22 protein-coding genes are annotated in these 24377 nt (G+C 42.0%); 10 read left to right on the plus strand and 12 right to left on the minus strand.

Features of this window, described 5'->3' with window-relative positions; translation table 11 throughout:
* Positions 1–310 precede the first annotated feature (310 nt).
* On the plus strand, positions 311–3403 hold the full coding sequence (locus tag SE27_RS06785; protein WP_081406908.1) for a M66 family metalloprotease: 3093 nt from the start codon (positions 311–313) through the stop codon (positions 3401–3403).
* Between the two features lie 338 nt (positions 3404–3741).
* On the opposite strand, the gene rpsT is transcribed toward SE27_RS06785, so the two are convergent.
* Positions 3742–4008 (minus strand): 30S ribosomal protein S20, encoded by a 267-nt coding sequence (gene rpsT, locus SE27_RS06790; RefSeq protein ID WP_039622003.1) that lies wholly within the window; start codon positions 4006–4008, stop codon positions 3742–3744.
* 215 nt (positions 4009–4223) lie between these two features.
* Between rpsT and SE27_RS06795 the strand changes: the two genes are divergently transcribed.
* From SE27_RS06795 to SE27_RS06805, 3 genes are read left to right on the plus strand one after another with little or no spacing between them, the layout of a single operon-like run.
* Positions 4224–4889, plus strand: coding sequence for an NAD(P)H-binding protein (locus SE27_RS06795; protein WP_039622004.1), 666 nt, complete (start codon positions 4224–4226; stop codon positions 4887–4889).
* A 12-nt stretch (positions 4890–4901) separates the two neighbouring features.
* Positions 4902–5414, plus strand: coding sequence for a ribonuclease E activity regulator RraA (gene rraA, locus SE27_RS06800; protein ID WP_039622006.1), 513 nt, complete (start codon positions 4902–4904; stop codon positions 5412–5414).
* A gap of 25 nt (positions 5415–5439) precedes the next feature.
* Positions 5440–6213 (plus strand): glutathione S-transferase N-terminal domain-containing protein, encoded by a 774-nt coding sequence (locus SE27_RS06805; RefSeq protein WP_039622007.1) that lies wholly within the window; start codon positions 5440–5442, stop codon positions 6211–6213.
* Positions 6214–6311: 98 nt separating this feature from the next.
* Here SE27_RS06805 and SE27_RS06810 read toward each other — a convergent pair whose 3' ends face one another.
* The 3 genes from SE27_RS06810 to SE27_RS06820 are packed head-to-tail and all read right to left on the minus strand — an operon-like array spanning position 6312 to position 8474.
* Positions 6312–7481 carry a cupin domain-containing protein gene (locus tag SE27_RS06810; protein ID WP_039622009.1) on the minus strand — a complete coding sequence of 390 codons (1170 nt, stop codon included), beginning with the start codon at positions 7479–7481 and terminating at the stop codon, positions 6312–6314.
* A 16-nt stretch (positions 7482–7497) separates the two neighbouring features.
* A complete protein-coding gene (locus SE27_RS06815) occupies positions 7498–8091 on the minus strand; it encodes a Maf family protein (RefSeq protein ID WP_039622010.1) in 594 nt (197 codons plus the stop codon).
* Positions 8091–8474 (minus strand): DUF2237 family protein, encoded by a 384-nt coding sequence (locus tag SE27_RS06820; protein WP_039622011.1) that lies wholly within the window; start codon positions 8472–8474, stop codon positions 8091–8093. The genes SE27_RS06815 and SE27_RS06820 overlap by 1 nt, the downstream gene beginning before the upstream one ends.
* 140 nt (positions 8475–8614) lie before the next feature.
* Here SE27_RS06820 and SE27_RS06825 point away from each other — a divergent pair, with 140 nt between their 5' ends.
* From SE27_RS06825 to SE27_RS06840, 4 genes are all read left to right on the plus strand, one after another.
* The gene (locus SE27_RS06825) at positions 8615–9802 is read left to right on the plus strand and encodes a phosphoglycerate kinase (RefSeq protein ID WP_039622012.1); all 1188 of its coding nucleotides are present in this window, start codon (positions 8615–8617) and stop codon (positions 9800–9802) included.
* Between the two features lie 157 nt (positions 9803–9959).
* Complete coding sequence (locus tag SE27_RS06830; RefSeq protein ID WP_039622013.1) at positions 9960–10232, plus strand: hypothetical protein; 273 nt, start codon at positions 9960–9962, stop codon at positions 10230–10232.
* 121 nt (positions 10233–10353) lie between these two features.
* Positions 10354–11391: a class II fructose-bisphosphate aldolase gene (gene fba / locus SE27_RS06835; RefSeq protein WP_039622014.1), complete on the plus strand. Its 1038-nt coding sequence runs from the start codon at positions 10354–10356 to the stop codon at positions 11389–11391.
* Between the two features lie 78 nt (positions 11392–11469).
* Positions 11470–12333: an EamA family transporter gene (locus tag SE27_RS06840; protein WP_039622015.1), complete on the plus strand. Its 864-nt coding sequence runs from the start codon at positions 11470–11472 to the stop codon at positions 12331–12333.
* Here the strand turns inward: SE27_RS06840 and SE27_RS13655 are convergent.
* The 4 genes from SE27_RS13655 to SE27_RS06855 form a co-directional block, all read right to left on the minus strand.
* Positions 12302–12526 carry a hypothetical protein gene (locus SE27_RS13655; RefSeq protein ID WP_081406885.1) on the minus strand — a complete coding sequence of 75 codons (225 nt, stop codon included), beginning with the start codon at positions 12524–12526 and terminating at the stop codon, positions 12302–12304. The genes SE27_RS06840 and SE27_RS13655 overlap by 32 nt on opposite strands.
* A 116-nt stretch (positions 12527–12642) precedes the next feature.
* A complete protein-coding gene (nfsB, locus tag SE27_RS06845) occupies positions 12643–13296 on the minus strand; it encodes an oxygen-insensitive NAD(P)H nitroreductase (protein ID WP_039622016.1) in 654 nt (217 codons plus the stop codon).
* A 243-nt stretch (positions 13297–13539) separates the two neighbouring features.
* Entirely contained in the window at positions 13540–14259 is a 720-nt protein-coding gene (locus tag SE27_RS06850; RefSeq protein ID WP_039622018.1) for a UDP-2,3-diacylglucosamine diphosphatase, read from the minus strand.
* 62 nt (positions 14260–14321) lie between these two features.
* Entirely contained in the window at positions 14322–14831 is a 510-nt protein-coding gene (locus SE27_RS06855) for a peptidylprolyl isomerase (protein ID WP_039622020.1), read from the minus strand.
* A gap of 168 nt (positions 14832–14999) precedes the next feature.
* Between SE27_RS06855 and SE27_RS06860 the strand changes: the two genes are divergently transcribed.
* A complete protein-coding gene (locus tag SE27_RS06860) occupies positions 15000–16721 on the plus strand; it encodes a glutamine--tRNA ligase/YqeY domain fusion protein (protein WP_039622022.1) in 1722 nt (573 codons plus the stop codon).
* 118 nt (positions 16722–16839) lie between these two features.
* Positions 16840–17751, plus strand: coding sequence for a bestrophin family protein (locus SE27_RS06865; protein ID WP_039622024.1), 912 nt, complete (start codon positions 16840–16842; stop codon positions 17749–17751).
* 24 nt (positions 17752–17775) lie between these two features.
* Here the strand turns inward: SE27_RS06865 and SE27_RS06870 are convergent, their stop codons facing one another.
* From SE27_RS06870 to putA, 4 genes are all read right to left on the minus strand, one after another.
* Positions 17776–18312, minus strand: coding sequence for a lecithin retinol acyltransferase family protein (locus SE27_RS06870; protein ID WP_039622025.1), 537 nt, complete (start codon positions 18310–18312; stop codon positions 17776–17778).
* A 325-nt stretch (positions 18313–18637) separates the two neighbouring features.
* Positions 18638–18865: a hypothetical protein gene (locus SE27_RS06875; protein ID WP_039622027.1), complete on the minus strand. Its 228-nt coding sequence runs from the start codon at positions 18863–18865 to the stop codon at positions 18638–18640.
* A 253-nt stretch (positions 18866–19118) separates the two neighbouring features.
* Positions 19119–20204 carry a tRNA (uridine(54)-C5)-methyltransferase TrmA gene (gene trmA / locus SE27_RS06880; protein ID WP_039622029.1) on the minus strand — a complete coding sequence of 362 codons (1086 nt, stop codon included), beginning with the start codon at positions 20202–20204 and terminating at the stop codon, positions 19119–19121.
* A 287-nt stretch (positions 20205–20491) separates the two neighbouring features.
* Positions 20492–24256: a trifunctional transcriptional regulator/proline dehydrogenase/L-glutamate gamma-semialdehyde dehydrogenase gene (putA, locus tag SE27_RS06885; protein WP_039622031.1), complete on the minus strand. Its 3765-nt coding sequence runs from the start codon at positions 24254–24256 to the stop codon at positions 20492–20494.
* Positions 24257–24377 lie beyond the last annotated feature (121 nt).

Here is a 24377-nt window from a genome sequence, read left to right on the forward strand (position 1 = left end):
AACGCGCCATTTCTTTGCATGAACTACACTTCGTCGGTTTTCTTGAATATAAAATTACAAATTACAATATTTTTAATCCGAACATTGTTTAGTTAAAATAATATTTTTATAAGGTCTGGGTTATATTTTGCATTAAATAACTGAATAGACATCACATTTCCAAATTTTTATTATTAAGATATTCTATTTAATTATTCTTATTTTGATTATTTATATTAATTAATTAAATTGAAAATATCTTTGATAACAAATACACTACAATAATAAGTATATGATTTTTATTAATTTTCGCAGTAAGTGGGGGTTTTTTATGAAAACTGTGACCAAGTTTCCAATAAATATATTAAATCTGTGTATCGTTTCAGTAATGCTAACGGCTTGTGGCGGTGGTGGAAGTGAAGGTTACTATGCAGATAACGATAAAGGCTCTACACAAAAGCCAAGTGGTGATTCCAATCAAGAGCCGGTGGATGATGAAACAACCACCCCAGGAACAGATGCCCCTTTAACACCAAGTGAACCGGATACACCTGCTACACCCGGCAGCAGTATTCCTGCCACGCCAATCGGGCCGGGTACACCGAGTATTCCCTCAACGCCAATCGGGCCAAGTACGCCAGTAAAACCAGGAACCAGTATTCCTGCAACGCCAATCGGACCAAGTACCCCGAGTATTCCTTCAACACCAATTGGACCAAGTACCCCAAGTATTCCTTCAACCCCAATCGGACCAAGTAAACCGATCAAGTATCCAGAGCCGAAAAAAGATGTTGCTAGCATAACTTCTTTGGGTTTTTTTGATCATAACGATAGAGCGGGAACAATTCGAACTATTCGTCCAGATCTGGTTGGTTCTTTTCAGGCCATGATTCAGTTTGGCCAGAATCACACCGTTGACCCACAGGGTAATGAAGCAAACAATATGCCGCGCTTGACGGCAGAAAAAGAAGCTATCTTATTGGTCACCCCAACGCTTGAAATGGGTGATATTGATAAACTCGTGGCTGAAATTTATAAGGATGGGCTTTTCCTAAGAACAGTTAATCTTGCTGATCCGACTCAAATTCCAGCCACGGATCAGACCAATACTGATGCGCGTCCTCGCGTTTTTTATAGTAAGCGTGCATGGTCGACTAAACTTAAATGGGATGAGGTACAGGGCGGTCTCAAAATTCGCATTATCGATGGAAAAAATCGGAGTGGTGAATTATCAGAAGATAAAATAGATTTTGCCGCACCGGGTGAGTTGATATTAACCAATATCCGTCTAGGCATGTTAACCAATCCGCCTCAATCTTGGGGGCATTACATGTTACGTGACCCAGAAAGAGCCGGATCGGATTATTTCCAAACCATTCCAGCGGCAAGAATCACCGTTGCTCAATATGATGACATGAAGCTTGAAAAAGTAATGGTGTCTAATGGCACTATTTATGATTCGGTGAGTAATTCAGATGGCGGCGTTTATGACGGCGATATGCGTGAAAACACCGCAAAAGCTACCTTTGGTGTCGGCATTAACTTGGCCAACTGGGGCGTAACCAGTGCCTCTATGCAAAGTCAAGAGCAGCCACAGCTGACCCAAAATGTGAATGCGCATCACGCGCGCGGTAAGTATAAAAATGGTGAACATAACCACGGTTTAAGCGGTGGTAATGGCATGCTGACCATTATTGACTCGGTCGGGAATGAGTTTAGTCACGAAATTGGCCATCATTATGGTTTAGGACATTACCCAGGCGAAGTAAACGGCGATTATTTCTGGGCAGAGCATCATGCCAACAGTGGCTGGGGCTTTAATGGTATCAGAAATAAAATGCGCGCTAATTTAGACTGGCCGCGACAAGTTTCAGGTGATGGTCTCACTGGTAAACCGCTTTTCTTGGCCACCTATGGCTATGGTCGTGATGCAATGTCTGGCGGCTCACAGAGTGGGGCTTATTCAGACTACACCCATTACACCGGTTACAGTACCAAAATAAAAATACAGCCAGCATTTGATCGTGCAGTTTTTGCTAATGATTCAGCAACGGGCTATAAAAAGTGGAATGCAGCACTTAGAAAAATGGAAGTGATCCAACCTAAAGTGCCAAAATCTACCAATGTTTGGTATAACAGTGCCGATGGTAATTACTTAAAACCACGCTTACAAGGTGTACCGGTTTTCACTCTATTGGGCGGTTATGATCCTGTGACGCAAAAAGGGATTATTTATCCTGCGTTACGTGGTAATTGGGGTAATATCTTTAACTTACCTGCACCAAACAACTCAGCAGAGGCAGCAAGCTGTTGGTTGACCGTCACTTATAGTAATAACACGGTAAATAATATTGCCTTGTCGCCTAATCGTATGAATGGCAACGCCAATAAATTCCATGTCAATTTAGCCATTGCTGAAAATCCGAAAAAAGTAGATTTGTATTGTAAAAAAGCCAATGAAGCGCAAGCATTGCTCGCATCAGCAGATATTCCTCAATATAGCGATACCATTAAACCCGTCGTGACTTTCGGTAAGCAAGATGGTTATACCGCACTAAGAAAAGTGGAGTTGCCAAGCTTAGAGGAAAAACTTCTTGCACAAGCAGAGAATGCTACGGTTAGTTTAGATGCAAATACAAAGTTGTTGTATGACTCTTATAAAGACTATCGTAGCGAATTAAGCCCTGCAGCAAGTCAGGTATTACAGCGTTATGAGCAGCAACAAGAAACGATTTATCGTCTAAATCGTTGGGTTAATGTTTACCGAGAGGCTTTAACCACCAAAGATCCTGAAGCGCTCACTGATTTTCAAAATTTCATGAAGACCTTGGGTTTGCAAGATGATAAACCTTTAGAAAATGTCAAAACTATAATGAATGGCAAAAACTGCCTGAAAGTGGAGAAGTTAGCAGACGGCAAGTTTAATAGCTTTATCAGTGGTCCAAGTGCGTGTACTGGGGATGACTCTGAGCAGTGGGTTTATGATCTTAAGGGTAAAATTCACAGTAAAATGGCACTGGATCAGTGTTTAACACAACAAGACGCTTGGGTCGTTTTGGGCGATTGTGGTTTAGACTCACCAACGCAAATTTGGAATATGAATGGTGCCACGGAAATTAAACAAGGCAATAAATGCTTTGATTTACGCACGGGTAATTTAAGCAATAACCGCGGAAGCTTAATTGTTTATAACTGTAGTGGTGGTGGTAATCAAAAATGGACAACCATGACCAAAAATTCAAGCTTGATCTTGGCGACAGCCGGTAGCAATCTACCATTAATTGTGGATAGCATGCAAAATCAATCAGCAATGATGAGAACTATGCAAATGCAATCATTAAGTGTGGATAGTGCGGAAGAGCCATCAATGCTAGAGAAATTAGGCACAATGATCAGTGATTGGGTTGATGAGCTGTTAAGTTAAGCGTTTATACACAAGCTTAATGTGCTATCACCCAAGTAGTGACAGTTAAAAGGGGATGAGCATGATCAATAATCCAAGTTTAATTCTGGCAACCGCAGGGAATAATCTACCGTTGATTGTTAAAAGCATGCAATAAGTCATAAAGTTGATAAATAAATAAAAAATAAGCCCATTAAGGGCTTATTTTTTATCTGAATTTTATGCTTGATTTTAAATATCTTCCCAGTCATTTATTTCAATTCAATAAAAAATAATGACATTGTTACTATTATTGATTGAATAAGATTAAATTTTAGATACAAAAAAAGCCCTTAACGGGCTTTTTTCAATGCAACAACTTAGTTAGCCAAAGCTTTAACTTGTGCATTCAAACGGCTCTTATGACGAGCTGCTTTGTTTTTATGGATGATGCCTTTATCAGCCATACGGTCAATTACAGGTACAGCAGTTTTATATGCTTCTGTAGCAGCAGCATAATCACCAGCAGCAATAGCAGCTACTGTACGTTTTAAATATGTACGAACCATTGAACGTAAGCTTGCGTTGTGTTTGCGCGCTTTAACGTTTTGACGGGCACGTTTTTTAGCTTGAGCTGAGTTTGCCACTCGTGCACTCCTTGAAATAGATTGGTCTGGGCGGGCTGAAATTGCAACTGAAAACCTTCATCAGAAGAATTATCACCAGCCCGTAAACAAGTGCCATATTGTGATTAAACTACAACGTTAAGTCAAGACTTGACTTGCTTTGACAACATTTTAGATGCATAAAAATTCTAAAGAAACCGTTAGATTAGTAATAACTTGAAGAGATTGCTTAAAAAATGACTGAATCAATTAAAAGTGTAATCGTAATTGGCGCAACTGGCCTTGTCGGGCGTGAACTGCTAAAACAACTCAATGCACTTCAAAGCTGTGAAAAAATCACTGCTGTTGTGCGCCATGAAGATGCTGAACTCAAAAAATTAGCCAAAGTGCAGCAATTTATTATTGATGACTTTTTATTACTCAATGATGAAGATGTCCAGGGTTATAGTCATGCATTTAGTTGCTTGGGCAGTACGCTTAAAAAAGCTGGTTCTAAGCAGAATTTTTACAATATTGATTACGAGATTAATGCCCATTTTGCTGACTTGCTGCAAAGTAGTGCAACGCATTATCTATTGATCAGTGCAATGGGTGCCAATCCACAATCTAGAATTTTTTATAATCAGGTGAAAGGCAAGTTAGAACAGTATATCCAAAGTTTAACACTGACACGGGTCTCTATTATTCGCCCTTCTTTATTGTTGGGACAACGCCCTGAACAACGTGGATTAGAAGATGCTGCACAAAAGCTCTATCAAAAATTATCCCATTTGGTTCCAGATCGCTTTAAGTATAAACCGGTGACTGCGCAGCAAGTGGCGAGTACCTTGGTCGATGCAGCGCAAAATCAAACTACAGCATTTGAAATGTATGATAATTTACGCATACATAATTTTAAATAAGGATACTCAAACATGTCTGATGTGGCTTTTGTAACTTGTGATTTGCTCGATGATTATCCAGAAAAAAATATTCAAGTGGTTACGCCGTCAATGGATGGCAAATCCTTTAAAAGTTACGGCGCACGTAAAATTTTTGCTGGTCAAGTGGTGACGGTAAAATGTTTTGAAGACAATTCGCGGGTGAAAGAGCTGTTGGCAACCGATGGCACAGGTAAAGTGCTGGTGGTCGATGGTGGCGCTTCTATGCGCTGTGCGCTCATGGGTGACATGATTGCCGAATCTGCCGTTCAGCAGCACTGGAATGGCGTGGTGATCTATGGTTGTATTCGTGATGTCGATGCAATTGCTGAATTAGATTTAGGCGTACATGCCTTGGCCGCTATACCGCAAAAAAGTCAGCGTAAGGGTTTGGGTGAAGTCGATCTTGGCTTGTGTTTTGGCGGCGTGACGATTCACTCGGGTGATTACTTATATGCCGATAATAACGGCATTCTCATTACACAAGAAAAATTAGTCGATTTCTAAGCACAATTAAAAAAAGGATAAAACAGTGAACCATCAAATTAAAGTTATACAAGCCTTAGCATCCTCATTGTTAGAGGGCGGACGAGGTATGCAGGGTACAGCCTTTCCTCAGCAACCTGAAAAACCCCTGCAATTATACGAGTTTGAAGGTTCGCCGTTTTGTCGCCGTGTACGTGAAGTGTTGACCTTGTTGAATTTGGATTATGAGGTTTATCCTTGTCCCAAAGGTGGAGAGAAATACCGAAAAATAGTGCAAGAAAAAGGCGGTAAACAACAATTTCCTTTTTTGGTGGATGAAAATTCTGGTGTGGCGCTGTATGAGTCACAAGACATCATTCATTATTTATTTCAGCATTATGGAAAAACTGGCAAAACGCCGCAAAAATTTGCCCATTATCCTCAACTGCCTGTGGTGGCACTGGCAGGTACGCTGGTAAATGGCGCACGTGGTATTTGGATCAATAAAAAAATTATTGATCGTGCTGCACCGGCTGAATTATTAGAATTATGGGGTTTTGAAGCCAGTCCATTTACTCGCGTGGTGCGCGCAAGCTTAGCTGAGTTAGAGCTGCCGTTTATCTATCACAATGTGGCGAAAGAGCGCTGGCAGGATATGGGGCCAGCAGTTTTGCGTTTTAAACCAGGGAAATACCAAGCGTTAGCCGGTGGCAAGCGTGAAAAAGTGATGAATGTGATGGGGCGCGATATTCAAGTACCGTATTTGGTCGACCCGAATACGGGGGTAAAAATGTTTGAATCTGCAGCGATTGTAAAATATCTCAATAAGCACTATGGCTAATGACTAAAACCTAAAGCTGAAAATAAAAAATAGCTCAATCAAGAGCTATTTTTTTGAATTTAAACATCAATCAAAGTATTTGCTTTCTGACTGATGGTTTATTCTTCATCTGCAGGTGGTAATAACATCAAAATAGATTGATTGAGCAATTCTGCTAAATTTTCTAAAATATCATCCTGTTGCAAGGCCGCATCCAAAAGTAAAGGCTGACCATCGGCCAGTGCTTGCAGTTTCTCAGTGAAAGCCTTGGAAATGCATAAGGCATCGCCATTGCCCCAAAAATGAGTTTGACCATCTTGCTGGGTGTAAAGTAGGCGTGACGCTGGCTCAAGCATAATTTGATAGCCTAAACCCATGGCTTCTTCTAAATCACCTGTGCCAATTTCATCCACTTCCGGAACATCGTTCGGATAGCCGGGGCGTGAAATCAAGCTCATTAAGGCGTGATCCAATAAGTTGGAATGTTGCAGCCCTTTGAGTAACTCTGCTTTTAAATAAGTCAGCTCTGCGCTATTGATCTGTCCGATTTGACTAGACTGCTGACGTGCAACATCGATTAACGGATTTTTCAGTAAGTCATTTTCAGCACACTGATCACCAACACTATCAATCATGTCAGAGACGTTTGGCATACGAAAGCCAAAAGAGTAGGTTAAGCAATCATCTTCTGCTACGCCATAATGGGCTAGACCCGGTGGAACATAGAGTAAGTCACCCGGAGCCAGTACTTCATCGAAATTGACGTCTATCTCATGCAATAGTTTTAACGGCTGACCAGCCACAAATGGCGTGTTTTCATCACACATTTGTCCCAATTGCCAGCGGCGATGACCATAACCTTGGACTAAAAATACATCATAAAAATCGAAATGCTGACCGACTGATCCACCTTTTGGCGCATAAGAGACCATAATATCGTCACGACGCCACTGTGGAATAAAGGGGAATTTTTTCCATAGTTCGGCCAAATCAAAAGAATAGTGATCGACTGCCTGAACCAACAGCGTCCACAGTTTAGGCATTTTTTGGAAATCAGCTTTGATTAATGGTGAGGATTTAACCGACCATTGCTTAGAATCTTTATCCTTTTGCTTGATTAAACGTGCAGTAATATTTTCATCGAGTGCCAGTTCCATCACATCGCTCGGCTCTAGCAATTGCGTAATTTCAGGCAATGCATTACGCACCAAGAGTGGTTTTTTTTGCCAATATTCGGTAAGGAATTGTTCAGCGGTAATCCCGCCCAAGATATCTAAAGTGTGTGACATATATACAGCCTAAAAATTAAGGAACTAAAATATTGAGTTGGCGAAGAATTTTACACAGCTGAATCATCGGCATGCCCATCAGTGTGGTTTGATCTTGTCCGATCATTTGTTCAAACAAGCTAATGCCCAAGCTTTCACATTTAAAACTGCCGGCACACATGAGCGGCTGTTCCACTTCGATATAGCGTTGAATTTCGGCCAAGCCCAGTTTGCGGAATTTCACTTTATAGTGCTCAACCAAGGTCTGTTCAAAGCCTGTTGACAGCTGTTGCACACTTAATGCGGTACTGAAATAAACAATTTTATCCGAATTGGCCTGTAGCTGTTTGACCGCTTTTTCTACCGTTAAAGGTTTGCCCATAAAAATATCGGGTGCGCCTTCACGCCAAGCCACTTGATCTGATCCGATCACAATCGCGTCGGGATGCTGCTTAGACACGGTGCTGGCTTTTTCAAAGGCCAGTCGTTTGGCCAAATGATCGGCATGATTTTCGCCACGCGGTGATTCATCAATATCTGGAACAATACTTTGATAATCAATCCGCAGACGATCCATCAATTCTTTACGTGTTTGGCTACTTGACGCCAAAATAATTTGAGAATGAGTCATTAGATCGCGTATTCCATTAAGATATTAAGCGGAACGTAAGACAGCACCGCTTGATGGCAGGCTTGCAGTTTAATCGGCGGTGCAACGCCAGCTTGGTAAGCATCGACCCAACGCGTGACACAGATACACCAAAAATCTCCGGGTGCTAATCCGGGGAAATCGACTTCTGGCAGCGGCGTAATTAAGTCATTGCCCACTTTTAACGAAAAATTAAGAAATTCAGCAGTCATCTCTGCACACAAAGTGTGTTGCCCTAAATCGGTGGTGGCGGTATGACAAAAGCCATTGCGAAAATATCCGGTAATCGGGGCATAACAACAGCTAGCTAAAGATTCGCCTAAAACATTTAAACGATTGATGTTTGGATCGGGGTGAATAGACATAAGCTCTAAATCATGATGTGGCTTTTGCCTATCATAATCAAAACTTTGCCTTTCGGCAGCTTTTCTACAAAAGAAGCTAACCTTTTTCTACACAATCATTTAGAATCAGGCCGTTTTGATATCGATAAAGAGAGCTATACATGAATTTTCAGCGTATGACAGACCTTGATTTAGCAGGTAAACGTGTTCTTATTCGTGAAGATTTGAACGTTCCTGTAAAAAATGGTGAAATTACCAGTGATGCTCGCTTACGTGCAGCATTGCCGACCATTAAAGCCGCCCTTGCCCAAGGTGCTGCGGTGATGGTGTGTTCTCATCTTGGTCGTCCCGTTGAAGGTGAAGCTCAAGCTGAACAATCTTTAGCACCCGTTGCTGCGTATTTAACTCAAGCTTTAGCTCAAGATGTCCAATTATTGACTGACTACTTAGATGGCGTTGAAGTTGCCGCAGGTCAAGTGGTTTTGCTTGAAAATGTGCGTTTTAATCATGGGGAAAAGAAAAACAACCCTGAGCTTGCACAAAAATATGCGGCACTGTGTGATGTATTCGTGATGGATGCCTTTGGTACAGCGCACCGTGCTGAAGCATCCACTGAAGGTGTGGCACGTTTTGCTGCAGTTGCTGCTGCTGGACCTCTGCTTGCGGCTGAATTAGATGCATTGGGTCGTGCGCTAAAAACTCCTGAGTCGCCAATGGTGGCAATTGTTGCGGGTTCTAAAGTATCGACTAAGCTTGATGTATTGACCTCACTCTCAAGTCTGTGTGATCAAATTATTGTCGGTGGCGGGATTGCCAACACCTTCCTTGCTGCGGCCGGTTACAACGTGGGTAAATCATTGTGTGAAACTGATTTAATCGACACAGCTAAAGCCATTGCCGCGAAAGTCTCTGTTCCATTACCAACCGATGTGGTCGTCGCGGATGCAGCTGAAATCAACTTTGCTGATTTCCTCGGCTCATTGGCCAAAGCCAAAGCTGTAGTGAAAAAGGTTGCTGATGTAACCGATAACGACATGATTTTGGATGTCGGCCCAGAAACAGCCAAAGCCTTTGCTGAAATTATTAAAAACTCAAAAACTATTCTGTGGAATGGTCCAGTTGGTGTATTTGAAGTCGATCAATTCGGAGAAGGCACCAAAGCCTTATCTTTAGCGATTGCAGAATCGGCAGGTTTTTCAATTGCTGGCGGTGGAGACACTTTAGCCGCCATTGATAAATACCATGTGGCCGATAAAATTGGTTATATCTCAACTGGTGGTGGTGCATTCCTTGAATTTGTTGAAGGTAAAACCCTTCCTGCGGTGGCCGTATTACTTGAACGTGGCTAAGCGCTAGCAATGTCTTAGTGGCTATAATAAAAAAGGTTGATCATGTGATCAGCCTTTTTTATGCGTAGGATATTTGGGCTTCATGGCGTGGTCATCAAAATGACATATTGCTGCAATAAAATGATGCTCATTCAATCTGCTGGGATAGAAAAATCGAATGACTTTAAAATTAACACTTGCAGCACTGTTGGCTGCATCTTTGGCTTTAACGGCGTGTAGTAAAAAACAAGATACCACCAGCGCGACCTCTGCTGAAAATAGTGCAGCAACTGAAAAAATCACTGCTGAACAACAAGCGGCCATTGATGCGATTGATCAGCCTGTTTTGGATGAAAAAAATACCGATGTGGCGGCAGAGATTGCGAATCTACCGGCAGATGAGGCCACAGCAGTTGCTGAAATGCCAGCTTCTAGCGCGGTTGCGCCTTAACTTTTCAGGTTTTATCTGGAAGTCTCTGCAAATGCAGGGACTTTTTTTGAAATAGTGTTTTTTCTTGCTGAATTGAAAGTCATCAGCATGTAGAATATGGGGCATTACCTGGGAGGACATTATGGCACTTATCTCATTGCGCCAGCTCTTGGATCACGCCGGCGAACACAATTACGGCGTACCAGCATTTAACGTAAACAATTTAGAACAAATGCGCGCCATTATGTTAGCGGCAGACGAAACCAATTCACCTGTTATCGTACAAGCATCTGCCGGTGCGCGTAAATATGCAGGCGCGCCGTTTTTGCGTCATCTCATTTTGGCTGCAATTGAAGAATGGCCACATATTCCAGTGGTAATGCATCAAGACCATGGTACTGACCCTGATGTTTGTCAACGCTCAATCCAACTGGGCTTTTCATCGGTGATGATGGATGGTTCACTGGGTGCAGACGGTAAAACGCCAACAAGCTACGACTATAACGTAGATGTTACGCGCCGTACTGTTGCCATGGCACATGCCTGTGGTGTTTCAGTTGAAGGTGAAATTGGTTGCTTAGGTAGCCTTGAAACCGGTATGGCTGGTGAAGAAGATGGCGTAGGTGCTGAAGGCATACTCGACCATTCGCAGCTGCTTACTTCAGTTGAAGAGGCCACGCAATTTGTTGCTGATACCAATGTCGATGCTTTAGCGATTGCGGTAGGTACTTCACATGGTGCGTATAAATTTACCCGTCCACCGACAGGTGATATTTTAGCCATTGATCGTATTAAAGAGATTCATGCCGCGTTACCGAATACACATTTGGTGATGCACGGTTCAAGCTCTGTGCCACAAGAATGGTTAGCGATTATTAACCAATATGGTGGTGAAATTGGCGAAACTTATGGTGTGCCAGTTGAACAGTTGGTTGAAGCGATTAAACATGGTGTACGTAAAATCAATATTGATACTGACTTACGTTTGGCATCAACCGGTGCAATGCGCCGTATGATGGCTGAAAAACCAAGCGAATTCGATCCACGTAAATTTTTCTCTGCAACTGTTGATGCAATGAAACAAATTTGTGTCGATCGTTATACCGCCTTTGGTACAGCGGGTCATGCTGATAAAATTCGTCCTATTTCATTAGAAAAAATGGTTGATCGTTATAAATAAGGTTTAATCCTTAGCGACCAGCCAAAGCCCACATTGATTGTGGGCTTTTTCTATTTAACTGTAAAAACAAGGCTCAAGATGGAACTTATATTTGCTGCCGCCTGTTGTAGTGTGATTATTTCAATCCTACTCAAGTTGGCAAAAGCCCACGGTTTTGATGCGCTACAGATGATTGTTTGGAATTATGCTTCGGCCAGTGTGCTGTGTTTTTTATGGTTTAGGCCCGATATACAGCATATCTCTATCGGTGATACGCCGTGGTTGTTAATCCTTGCTTTAGGGCTGTTGCTGCCGAGTGTTTTTTTATGTCTTGCGAAGTCTTTACACTATGGCGGCATTGTCAAAACTGAAATTGCCCAGCGTTTATCGGTGATATTATCGCTGTTGGCTGCCTTTTTTATTTTTCAGGAACATTTTAGTGCGCTTAAAATGCTTGGTATTATTTTAGGTATTCTGGCTATATTCACACTTTTATATTCACAGCATAACAATCAAGGGCAGCAGACCCATCCAAAACGCGCGATTATGTATTTGGCTTTGGTGTGGTTGGGCTATGCACTGGTTGATATCTTGTTAAAGTACAGCACAGGATTAGGGTTGCAGTTCGCGGTGGCGCTGAATCTGATATTTGGCTGCGCGTTTATCCTGTCCTTGATTTATATTGTTGTCACCACAAAAACAGCCGGCAGCAACAAGAATATCTTGGCTGGTTTGGCTTTGGGGATCTTAAATTTCACCAATATTGCGCTTTATGTGCAAGCGCATATGCTACTTAAAGACACGCCCGCCGTTGTATTTGCAGGCATGAATATGTTGGTGATGATTTTGGGGGTGTTCAGTGGTGTGATTCTTTTTAAAGAGCAGTTAAAGCCTGTGATTTTATGTGGTTTAGCTTTGGGACTCAGCAGTATTATTTGCTTAGCGTATGCGATAGCTGTTTAAACAGGGTTTGTACAAAGGTTTTGGGATGCTTAATCAGATCTCGTTTGTCCGCAGTACCCAGCAATAAGCCATCTTTTTTACAGGTTGGGCAGGCCGGATAAGAAGTCATATTGTGCATCGTGTAGGGATACATATAGATTTTATTACAGGTGGTACATTTGAATTTCATGGGCATTTTAGCTGCAACAGACATGGTTCAGTATTCCCGTTTAATTTTTGCGCAAATATACCTGATTTCGGCTCAAAAAATAAGCCCCTAAAGACAATAAAATGCCAAAAATATCACACTTTACTGTCTTTAGGCTTAAATTAAAGTTGAGTGAAAATTTCTTCGGCACTTAAGCGCGATTTTGGCAGCTCAGCATTGAAATCATGTTGACTACGATAACCCAGTGTCAGTAACACTGAAGGAATCAGGCCTTTTTCTTTTAAGTGTAATTCTTCACTGAGAATCTGCTCATCAAAGCCACCCATTGGCGTTGCATCAATACCTTCAATGCCGGCGGCGAGTAACAATTGCCCCAAAGCAATAAAGGTTTGATTTTCTGCCCAGCGCTGAATATCACCTTTTTCATTGCGATAGTAATCGACATAGCCTGCACGTGCGTCTTTTTGTCCTTGTTTGGCATTTGCATCTTTAAAGCGCCCCTGAATTTCATCTTGACTGAGTAAGTGATCAAGATGTTGCGGGTCAATATCGGCTTTGGTACAAAATAAAATCGTGTGTGATGCATCTAAAACTTTCGCTGCGTTATAGGCATATTTCCCCACCAAGGCTTTGGCGATGCGCTGCTTTGCAGCATCATTATCGGCAACAAAGAAATGCCAAGGTTGAATATTAATCGAGGAGGGCGTCAGGCGCAGAATTTCCAGTAAGCGTGCAATTTTTTCTGCTGGAATTTTTTGAGTGGCATCATACGCTTTAGTGGTATAACGCGTTTTAGAAACAGTTAATAGATCCATCAATGAACACTCCATTTATTCAGTATATTTAAAACAGTCTACCTTAAAATTTAATATAACAGATTAGGCTTAGACCTTAGTTGTTTAGCACTATTGACTTTAATACGCTACAGTTTTTAGAAGCAGAGATTTGAATTATATAAAAAATTAATTTTCATTTGCCATGCTGCAAATGGTTCTAATACGATAAAGATTACTTTAATGATTGCTTAAAATACAGCAAACGCTTACAACTAAAAAAACTCAGTAGCACCATGTTTTTAGTTGTAAGTCTTGCTCTGGTTGATTGTCATCTATTTCTAAAATTTGTGCTTCATGTGCGCGCCAATCACCCAATACAATACGTTTTTTATTATTCACCATATGAACATTCGGACGATGCGTATGGCCGTGAATTAGGACATCTACCGACTGCATGGCCTGTACAACTGCCTGCTGATTAACATCCATAATGGCATAAGATTTTACTTGTTTGGTTGCTGCACTTTTATGACGGAAGCCATTGGCCAGTTTTTGCCGGAAACTTAAAGGCATGCTTTTTAGAAAACCCAAAAGTAGCGGATTGCGAATGATTTTACGGAATTTTTGATACGAGACATCATCTGTGCAGAGTAAATCGCCGTGTTCTAAACGAATATGAAGATGACCGATGGTTAAGGTGTCGATATCTGGCAGTAAGCTGGCATGAAATTGCTTTAAAAAGCGCTGACCAAGAGCAAAGTCGCGGTTTCCCACTTGAAAATAAATCTGATTGCCGGCGTGATGAAACTGTTTTAGCGCTTCAACCACTTCATCTAGCCATGCAGCGCTGTAGTCATCGCCAATCCACGCATTAAACCAATCTCCCAAGATATATAACTGAGTATTTTTATTTTGGTAATGGATTAATAAATCTAAAAACCCCCGAACCAGTCGAGGGTGTTCAGGTGACAAATGTAAATCTGCGATAAACAAATAGGTCACGCTATTTCCTTTTAAAGTATGTCGCCTTCGCAAAGTTGTGCTTCACAAAGGCGACACTAAAATTATTCAGAGATAATTTTAGCAGATTCAATGACTACGTTTTCTAAAGGTACATCAGCGTGATAACCACGGTTGCCAGTAGGAACGTTTTTGATGGCTTCAACAATGTCTAGGCCTTCAACAACTTTACCAAATACGGCATAACCCCAACCTTGCGCTGTTTTACCGCTGTGGTTAAGGAATGAGTTGTTTTTAACGTTGATAAAGAACTGAGCAGAAGCAGAATGCGGCGCTTGCATACGTGCCATAGCAACAGTACCTTCGTCATTGCTTAAACCGTTGTCTGCTTCATTTTCAATAGAATCGCGTGTGGCTTTTTCTTTGAAGTTTTCATCCATGCCGCCGCCTTGAACCATGAAGTTTTCAATGACACGGTGGAAAATCACACCATCATAAAAACCGTCACGTACGTACTGAAGAAAGTTAGCCACCGTAATTGGAGCTTTTTCATCATTCAGTTCAAGAACAATACGTCCTTTATTGGTGTTTAATTCAACTTGAGGAAAACTCATTGTGTAATCTCCTGATCATGGGTCTAAAAACCCATGGTTTTTTGGTTGAGAGAAGCATAAGCAAACTGTAAACTACAAGGCAAGCAAAAAACTTTATTTTCTTTGTTAATACGCACAGAAATGCGGTTTTATTATCCTATTTTATATTATAGAAGTGATTTATCAACTATGAAGCCGAATGATGTTGTTTCATCCCTGCCAAATAACCCGACAACAAACACTCAATCTGTCGATGCTGTGCAGCAAGAACAACAGCTGGGCTTAGACTTTGTCCGTCAAGTCATCACTGACGATCTTGCAGCAGGTCGTACTCAGCAGGTGGTGACTCGTTTCCCACCCGAACCAAATGGTTATTTGCATATTGGCCATGTTAAAGCCATTTGTTTGAATTTTGGCATTGCCCAAGAGTTTGGCGGCGTATGTAATTTACGTTTTGACGATACCAATCCGGATGCCGAAGAACAAGAATATGTGGATGGCATTGCCAACGATGTAAAATGGTTAGGCTTTGAATGGAATGGCGAGCCGCGCTATGCCTCAAGTTATTTTGAGCAATTGCATGCGTGGGCGGTACAGCTGATTGAGCAGGGCGATGCCTATGTTGATCTGCAATCGCCAGAAGAAATTCGTTTAAACCGCGGTAATTTTATCGAACTGGGTAAAAACTCTCCTTATCGTGACGGTACAATTGCAGAAAATCTAGCACGCTTTGTACAAATGAATAATGGCGAGTTGGGCGAGGGCAAAGCGGTACTGCGTGCCAAAATTGATATGGCCTCTCCTAACGTGCATATGCGCGATCCAATTTTGTATCGTGTACTGCATTCTGAGCATCATCAAACGGGCGATACATGGAAAATGTACCCGATGTACGACTATGCGCATCCATTGTCTGATGCCATTGAAGGCATTACCCATTCGCTGTGTACTTTAGAGTTTCAAGATCACCGTCCATTTTACGATTGGGTGGTACAAAAAGTTAAATCGGCTTCAGTACCGCATCAGTACGAATCGAGCCGCTTAAATATTGATTACACCATTACCTCTAAACGTAAATTACGTAAATTGGTTGAAGGTCACCATGTACAAGGTTGGGATGATCCGCGTATGCCAACCGTGGTTGGAATGCGTCGTCGTGGCTTTACCGCGGAAGGCTTACGTGATTTCTGTAAGCGCGTTGGGGTCTCAAAAACTGATGGTATTGTCGATGTGGCCATGCTGGAGTTCTGTATTCGTCAATCGCTGGAAAATAATGCCGCACGCGGTATGGCAGTGCTGAATCCTCTGAAAGTGACCTTAACCAACTTACCTGAAGATATGGATTTAACCCATGCGCGCCATCCGAATGTGGATATGGGCGAACGTGTTATTCCCTTGTCTAAAGAAATTTACATTGATCGTAAAGATTTTGAAGAAGTACCGCCAAAAGGCTTTAAGCGTTTAATTCCACAAGGCGAAGTGCGTTTACGTCATGCTTACGTGATTAAATGCGATGAAGTGATTAAAGATGCCAATGGCGAAGTGGTCGAGCTGAAATGTTCAATCGATCCAGACACGTTAGGGAAAAACCCTGAAGGACGTAAAGTCAAAGGCGTTCTACATTGGGTCTCTGCAACACAAGGTATTGCCGCAGAAGTTCGAATTTATGATCGTCTGTTTAACAAAGCGGCACCGGATGCAGATGATGACTTCTTAGCCAACTTAAATCCTGATTCTTTAACTGTATTACAGGCGATCATTGAGCCTGCACTAGCACAGGCAAAAGCAGAAGATCGTTTTCAGTTTGAACGTGAAGGTTACTTCGTGGCGGATCAATATGATCATACGACTGAAAAGCCAGTGTTTAACCGTATTTTAGATTTACGCGATAGCTTTAAACCGGGTAAATAACTTAAGCACTCTATTTCAGGCAAAGATTGTCATTCAATCTGAATAGCACTATGCTGAAATAAGCCACAAAAGCTCAACTTAGGTTGGGCTTTTTCATGTATATCGCTCAGGAATTGCCGTGATTATTCGAGATAAAACCAATAGTTTTGCACTGCTGTTTGCTTGGCATGGCACCATTTTGCCTAAAGTCTTTCTTGCGCTGATGATGGTGGTATTCATCTCGACGACCTTGGTGTATTTATCCGTCCATCATTATGTTTCAGTGCCGGAAGTTCCCGCGATTGGTTTCACTGTTTTTGGAGTGATCTTGTCGATTTTTATGAGCTTTCGAAATACGGCCTGTTATGAACGTTGGTGGGAAGGGCGGCAGTTGTGGGGCGCGTTAATTGCCAGTTCACGGCATGTGATCCGTGATAGCCATGTGCTAGAGGATAAGCCACGTCAAGTGTTGCTGTACCGCGTTATGCTGTTTAGTCATTTACTGCGTGATCGACTACGTAAGCAAACACACGCATTTGAACATGATCACACACAGATTCAATGCACAGCGCAGCAATGGCAGATACTGAGTCAGCATATCAATCCACCTCAGTATTTATTGGAAATCACGCAAAAAGATTTGGCTGCACTTTATAAGCGTGCTGAGATTAGCGATATTATTTATAGCAGCTTAACGCAGCATACAGTTGCCATTGGCAATATTCATGCCGGTTGTGACCGAATTTCATCAACCCCGTTACCATTTTCATATTCGGTATTGCTACACCGCGCCGTGTATTCATTCTGCTTTATTCTGCCGTTTAGCTTGCAGTCCAGTTTGGGGATTTGGACACCAGTGATTGTTGCGCTGATTGCGTACTTATTTTTAGGTTTAGATGCCTTAAGTGCAGAGCTTGAAGAACCCTTTGGCATTCAGGAAAATGATCTGGCTTTAAATTCGATTGTCCGCAGTATAGAACGTGAAATACTCTGTTCGCTAGAGCAGGACTTGCCGCCTGCCATTGCGGCGCATCAAGGCAATCTGCTTTAAACCTGTATAGAGTTTTGCACGCAATTACGGGTTTTTATGTTCACTGGCTTTGAGCAGTAAGTCATCGGCATCTTTATGTTTGGCTTTATCACGTAATTTTTTCTTGATATACAGCACCAATGCAAAACAGGTGGTGGTGATGGTGAGCAACATACTGCTCATATAGCTCATGATCGAGCTGATATAGCCAATAGTGGTTAGACGGTTCATCATACGCAGAACCTGCGGACTGCTTTCTACACCGGTAATGGCCCATGTGCATAAATGTTCGCAATTATTGATAATCAGGTGATAGTTGTTTTCATTCATGCGTGAGCGCATGCGCCGTACCACTTTGCGCCCTTTAAATTTTGGGTGCTGATAGTCTTGCTGAACAATGGTTTTACCAAAGCTAAATTTTTCAATCGAGGTGATTTCAATCGGGCGTTTTTTAAAGAGATGTGCAAAACCTGAATAATGAATCACACGACCACGCCCTGCATAAATACCATGATGGGAATAGCCTAAGTGTTTAACAATAAGGTGTGCGCCTAAAGGAAATCGTATATTTTGCTGTTGCATCCTAGGTATGACCAATAACGTTGCCCATATAAGTTATGACGACGCTAGTTTACTGCGTCTACGGCGAAGAATCGACTATTTTAATCCGCTTAATGATTTATTCGACATAGCGCATAAACAGCTAAAATCGTGCTGAATGAACTGTTCAGAATAATCGAAACCGGCGCTTAAAACGAAGATAAGCGCTTTATCACTGGAAATATCTCAGATTTAATCTTTAAAAATAGCGTGCTTATTTAGTCACGCGAAAGAAAATTTCCGATCAAACTTTTAAAACAAAAAAGCACTTGGGATGAGCCAAATGCTTTTTTTTGCTTAATCTGTACTATTGCAAGGGTAAATGCTGTAACTCATTCAGCTCTTTGCGGCTATAACCGCGTGAAGCTAACAGCTTTTTAATGCCAATGATGACATCTTCATCGACTGCCTTTGATAAAGTCTGAATCAATTGTTCATTTGACTTACAAGAATAATCATTTTCAACACACGAGATTTGATTCTTGTGCTCATTTTGCTGTTGATCTGCAATAAACAGCTTCTGCCAAAAACTCATATAGACTTCACATTCAACCTAACATAGAACGAAATATAGCCAATTCCCTAAATAATACAAGGCCATATCAGTGATAAAAGCAGCAGTTGAACTCTAAATTTTCCGATGCTAATGGCTAAATTTAACGGGATTATGACAGTTACATATTATATTTTATTATAAGTAATTCATTTTCAATGCAATAAAAAAATGAAGTCTGCTCAGACTTCATTTTTTTAAACAGCATCAAGATGTTAACACTGAAATAAATTGTTTAAATCTTTTGCAGTAATACACCACATTCCACATGGTGGGTATACGGAAATTGATCAAACATCGCAAACTTAGTGATTTTATGTGTGTTGGATAAAGTCTTTAAATTGTCTTCTAAGGTATCTGGATTACAGGAAATATAAATGATACGTTCAAAACGCTGAATCAGTTTCAGTGTTTCATCATCAATGCCTGCACGCGGTGGATCGACAAAAACGCTGTCAAAATCATAACTACTGATATCAATACCTGCTTCTTGCAGACGGCGGAATTCACGTTCACCATTATAGGCTTGGGTAAATTCTTCGGCTGACAGGCGCGCCACTTGAATATTCTCAATCTGGTTTTGTTCAATGTTCCACTGTGCCGCATAAACCGATGACTTGGCCAGTTCAGTGGCTAAAACACGATTAAACTTGGTGGAAAGCGGTAGGGTGAAATTACCATTTCCGCAGTACAATTCCAGCAAATCTTTCTCAGACTGTTCCGCGGCATGACATGCCCATTCCAGCATTTTTTGGCAAACTTTGGCATTTGGCTGTGTAAAACCACCTTCAATTTGCTTATAGATATAAGTGCGCTCGAACACTTGCAGTTTTTCAACCACATACTCATCGGATAAAACAAATTTTTGTCCGCGGCTACGACCAATCAATTTAATGTTGAATTGTTCAGCCAGCGCTTTGGCTGCCACTTCCCAATCGCTGTCTAGTTGACGGTGATAAATCAGCGAAACCAGTATTTCACCGCTTAAAGTCGCTAAAAAGTGTGCTTCAAATAAACGTGATTCTAAAACAGGATTGGCTTTTAACGCGGCCAATAATTGAGGCATTAAAGCGTTAATGCTTAGATCGGCAATGGGGAATTCATCTATGCGCAGTACGGTCTTTTGATTGCTATCGTCGTTGCGTTCAAACATGGCATAGAACATATCGTCATCGGTATGCCAAATCCGAAATTCTGCGCGCATACGGAAGTTTTGTTCAGGCGACTGAAACACTTCTAAAGCAGGTGGGTTGAATTCGGCAAATTGAGCAGAAATACGGGCAATCTTGGCATCAAGTTGTAACTGATAAGCTGAAGTCATATGCAGTAAAAATCACAAACACATAGAAAACACGGATGGTAACAAAGTTTGAATCGGATGACTAAACTTATTGCCGATTCAGAGCTAGAAATATGCGCTAAAGATGCAATCTGCGTGGCGTGTTAATGCAGTATGGATAGAATACACTGGCTAAAATATCGAAGCAAAAATACCAGAGAGCATTAATAAGAATAATCAAAAGACACCAAATCCACCGCATTGGGGAGTTGTAGATTTGGCGAAGCGGAAAATGAACCGGTTTAAAATATACCGATCGAACAGCTGCTTTAAGTTAAAGTCATGAGACTGGCATTACCGCCGGCCGCGGCAGTATTAATGCTAATCGCGCGCTCAATGACCAAGCGCTCTAAGGCAATATCCTGCTGCAATGGTTTTAAATGCGTGATCCCGATAATTGCACCTTGGCGTGCGGCAATTTGACGTTGCAATTGTTGCAATTGCTGTTCGCTACCATGATGAAGTACTGCATCAAAGTCATCGCGTTCAATATGCTGAATGACTTTTAGACTATGACTGATCTCTTTTGGCATCTGCGCCAGATATTTTAAAACAAAAGGATTGTCGGCCATGACCACAGGCTGACTGCCGACTGCAAAAATTGCACACCATTGCTGAATTTGATCCTGCTCATGAGTAGCTAAAGAAAGCACACGGTTTCTAGGGAGCACCACGTATTGATTACTTTCACCGGTTGGCCCTTGTAATTCATAATGCTGTCCGGCACAAAAGGCGGGTACTGGCGTGAGTGCATAGTGCGGGAAAGTCTGTGTGGCCCAAGTATGAAATAGCTCGTATAAAGGCTGAACAGTCGCTTGCTGTGGAGCCGCTTGTGTGGCAAATGGCATGGCTAATTTTTTAGCAGAGCAGTGCTGCATTAAACGGTAAAGATAAAGCGGTCCGCCAGCTTTAGGCCCTGTACCCGATAAACCTTCACCGCCAAACGGTTGCACACCCACCACAGCACCGACAATATTACGGTTAATGTATAAGTTGCCCACTTCAGCATGCGCAATCACAGTTTGAATGGTTTCATCAATACGGGTATGCAGTCCCATGGTCAAGCCATAGCCTTTGGCATTAATTTGTTCTAGTAGCTGCGATAATTGGCCATATTTATAGCGAATTACGTGTAAAACAGGGCCAAAAACCTCGCGCTGTAAATCATCTAAGTTTGGCAGTTCAATCAGCGTGGGTGTAATAAAGGTACCTTGGCTGATGCTGCTGTCATTCTGTGCATTGAACATAAGCTGATGTACTGCATGACCTTTACTACGCATTTGTGCAATATGTTGTTCAATATTACTTTGTGCTTCTAAATCAATCACAGGGCCAATGTCAGTTTTTAATAAGTGCGGATGACCCAGCTGTAATTGCTGCATTGCACCTTTAAGCATGTTAATCACGCTATCGGCATTGTCCTCTTGTACGCAGAGCACACGTAAGGCTGAGCAGCGTTGACCGGCACTGTCATAGGCTGAGCTGACCACATCTAAGACCACTTGTTCAGTGAGTGCAGATGAATCAACGATCATGGCATTTTGACCACCAGTTTCAGCAATCAACGTAATGGGTTGACCTGAGTGACTTAAGCGCTGTGCCAGTGTATTTTGTAAAATTTTGGCGACTTCGGTAGAGCCGGTAAATAAAATTCCTTGAATACGCACATCTGCCGTTAACTGCGCACCGACGGTTTCACCTTGGCCGGGCAAAAGCTGCACCACATCCTTAGGAATACCGGCTTGCCATAATATTTGAATGGCGAGGGCGGCAATCAGTGGCGTTTGCTCGGCCGGTTTAGCAATCACGGTATTGCCTGCAGCCAAGGCCGCAGAGATTTGTCCAGTAAAAATAGCCAGCGGGAAATTCCACGGACTAATACAAAGCACCGTACCCAAAGGCTGAATAAGCGTGTCGTGGTCTAAATCAAGAATTTGTGCTGCGTAATAACGTAGAAAATCAATCGCTTCACGAATTTCCGCAATCGCATTTGCTGCTATTTTACCACTTTCACGGCACAGTAAAACGATTAACTCGGCTAGACGAGCCTGCATCATATCCGCAGCACGTTGTAAACAGGCCGCACGTTCATTTTTGGCTGTCGCTGTCCAATCCATTTGCGCATGCGCTGCATTTTCAAGCGCTTGATTGACTTGTGCTGTGCTGGCTTCATGTACATAGCCGACAATATCGCTATGCTGCGCTGGATTTAAAATGGCAATCGGGGCAAGGCTTGTATCAAGTGCTGCGTTTTCAAGCGTTAGATTTTTACCCAAAGGCTGGGCTTGCCACTGCTGCTGATATAAATTTTGAGCCGTGTTGTTTAGGCTGATTAAATCTTGATCATTGGCTAAATCGAGACCGAATGAATTTGCACGTAGTGCGCCGTATAAATTATCGGGTAAAGCAATTGCGGGATGAGATTGACCAATTTTTGCTTCTTGTGCAGCATTTTTTAAAATTTCGCTTTGTGGATTTTCGATTAAATCTTCCACTTTTAAAGTTTTATCTGCAATGCGATTCACAAAAGAGGTGTTGGCACCATTTTCCAGCAAACGTCGCACCAAATACGCCAACAAGGTTTCATGATTACCAACAGGCGCATAAATACGGCAGGGCACACCCAGTTTTTTATCACTTATTGCACCGACCACTTGTTCATACAGCGGTTCGCCCATGCCATGTAAGCATTGGAACTCATATTGACCACTGTAATAATGGTTTGGATCGGCTAAATGGTAAATAGTGGCCAGTGTTTGGGCATTATGCGTGGCAAACTGCGGATAAATTTGCTGCGGTGCGGCCAGTAATTTCTGCGCACAGGCAATGTAGGATAAATCGGTATGTACTTTACGGGTAAACACCGGATAGTCGCTCATGCCATCCATTTGCGCTTTTTTAATTTCGCTGTCCCAATAGGCGCCTTTAACCAAACGAATCATTAAGCGTTTATCACTGCGTTTTGCTAAGTCGACGACATAATCAACCACATAGAAACAGCGTTTTTGATAGGCTTGAATCACAAAACCAATGCCTTTCCAGTCGGCAAGGGTGGGTTCAAAGCATAAGCGCTCTAACAATTCTAAAGAAATTTCTAGACGTTCTGATTCTTCAGCATCAATGTTTAAACCAATATTGTAATGCTTGGCCAGTTCTGCCAATTGCAACACTTTGGGATACAGCTCGCTATGAACGCGCTCAATTTGCGCACGTTGATAACGCGGATGCAAGGCGGAAAGTTTAATTGAAATACCGGGGCCGTCATAAACGTCTTTATCGGTTGAGGCTTGACCAATGGCATGAATAGCGTTGCTATAATCTTGATAATAACGATCGGCATCATGCGCCGTTAAAGCAGCTTCACCCAACATATCGTAAGAATAACGGAAACCTTTATCTTCTAAGGGTTCAGCATGTTGTAAGGCTTCTTGGATGGTTTCGCCGGTCACAAACTGTTCACCCATCATGCGCATTGCCACATCGACGGCTTTACGGATAATGCCGCGACCACTGCGTGCCAATAAACCGGTTAATGCACCCGATAAGCTATTTTGCTTAGGCGTTTCCATCAGTTTACCGGTCAGCATTAAACCCCATGCCGCAGCATTGACAAACATCAGGCTACTTTGCCCAACATGATCTTTCCAATTGCCTTGATTGATTTTGTCACGGATTAATAGATCACGTGTTGCACTGTCTGGAATACGCAGCAATGCTTCTGCCAAACACATCAGCGCAATGCCTTCTTGCGAAGACAAAGAAAATTCTTGTAACAGACCTTGCACAATGCCGGCTTTACCGGCTGATCCTTTGCGTTCGCGTAAAGTATGTGCCAGATTAAACGCCAGATCATAAATACGCTGATTTAATTCGCTAGACATTTGGCTGTAGTCGAGTAGATGTTCAACGCATTCAGGTTCAGCACGACGCCAAGCCGTATTCATTTGCGTTTCATATTCGGTTTTTTCTTTGAATTCAGTTAAAGCGTCCAGCTGAGCTTTTGCTGAATTGAGCGGAGTCTGTGTATCCATCATCTTTATACCAACGTCCTGTTACGATCAATATTTTTGTTGAGAGCACTACCTTATATAATTTATAATTACAGAAAGAACGACGAATAACTCACTATAATTTTGATTCATTTTAGAGAATAAT

This window comes from Acinetobacter harbinensis (assembly GCF_000816495.1).
GTDB lineage: Bacteria > Pseudomonadota > Gammaproteobacteria > Pseudomonadales > Moraxellaceae > Acinetobacter > Acinetobacter harbinensis.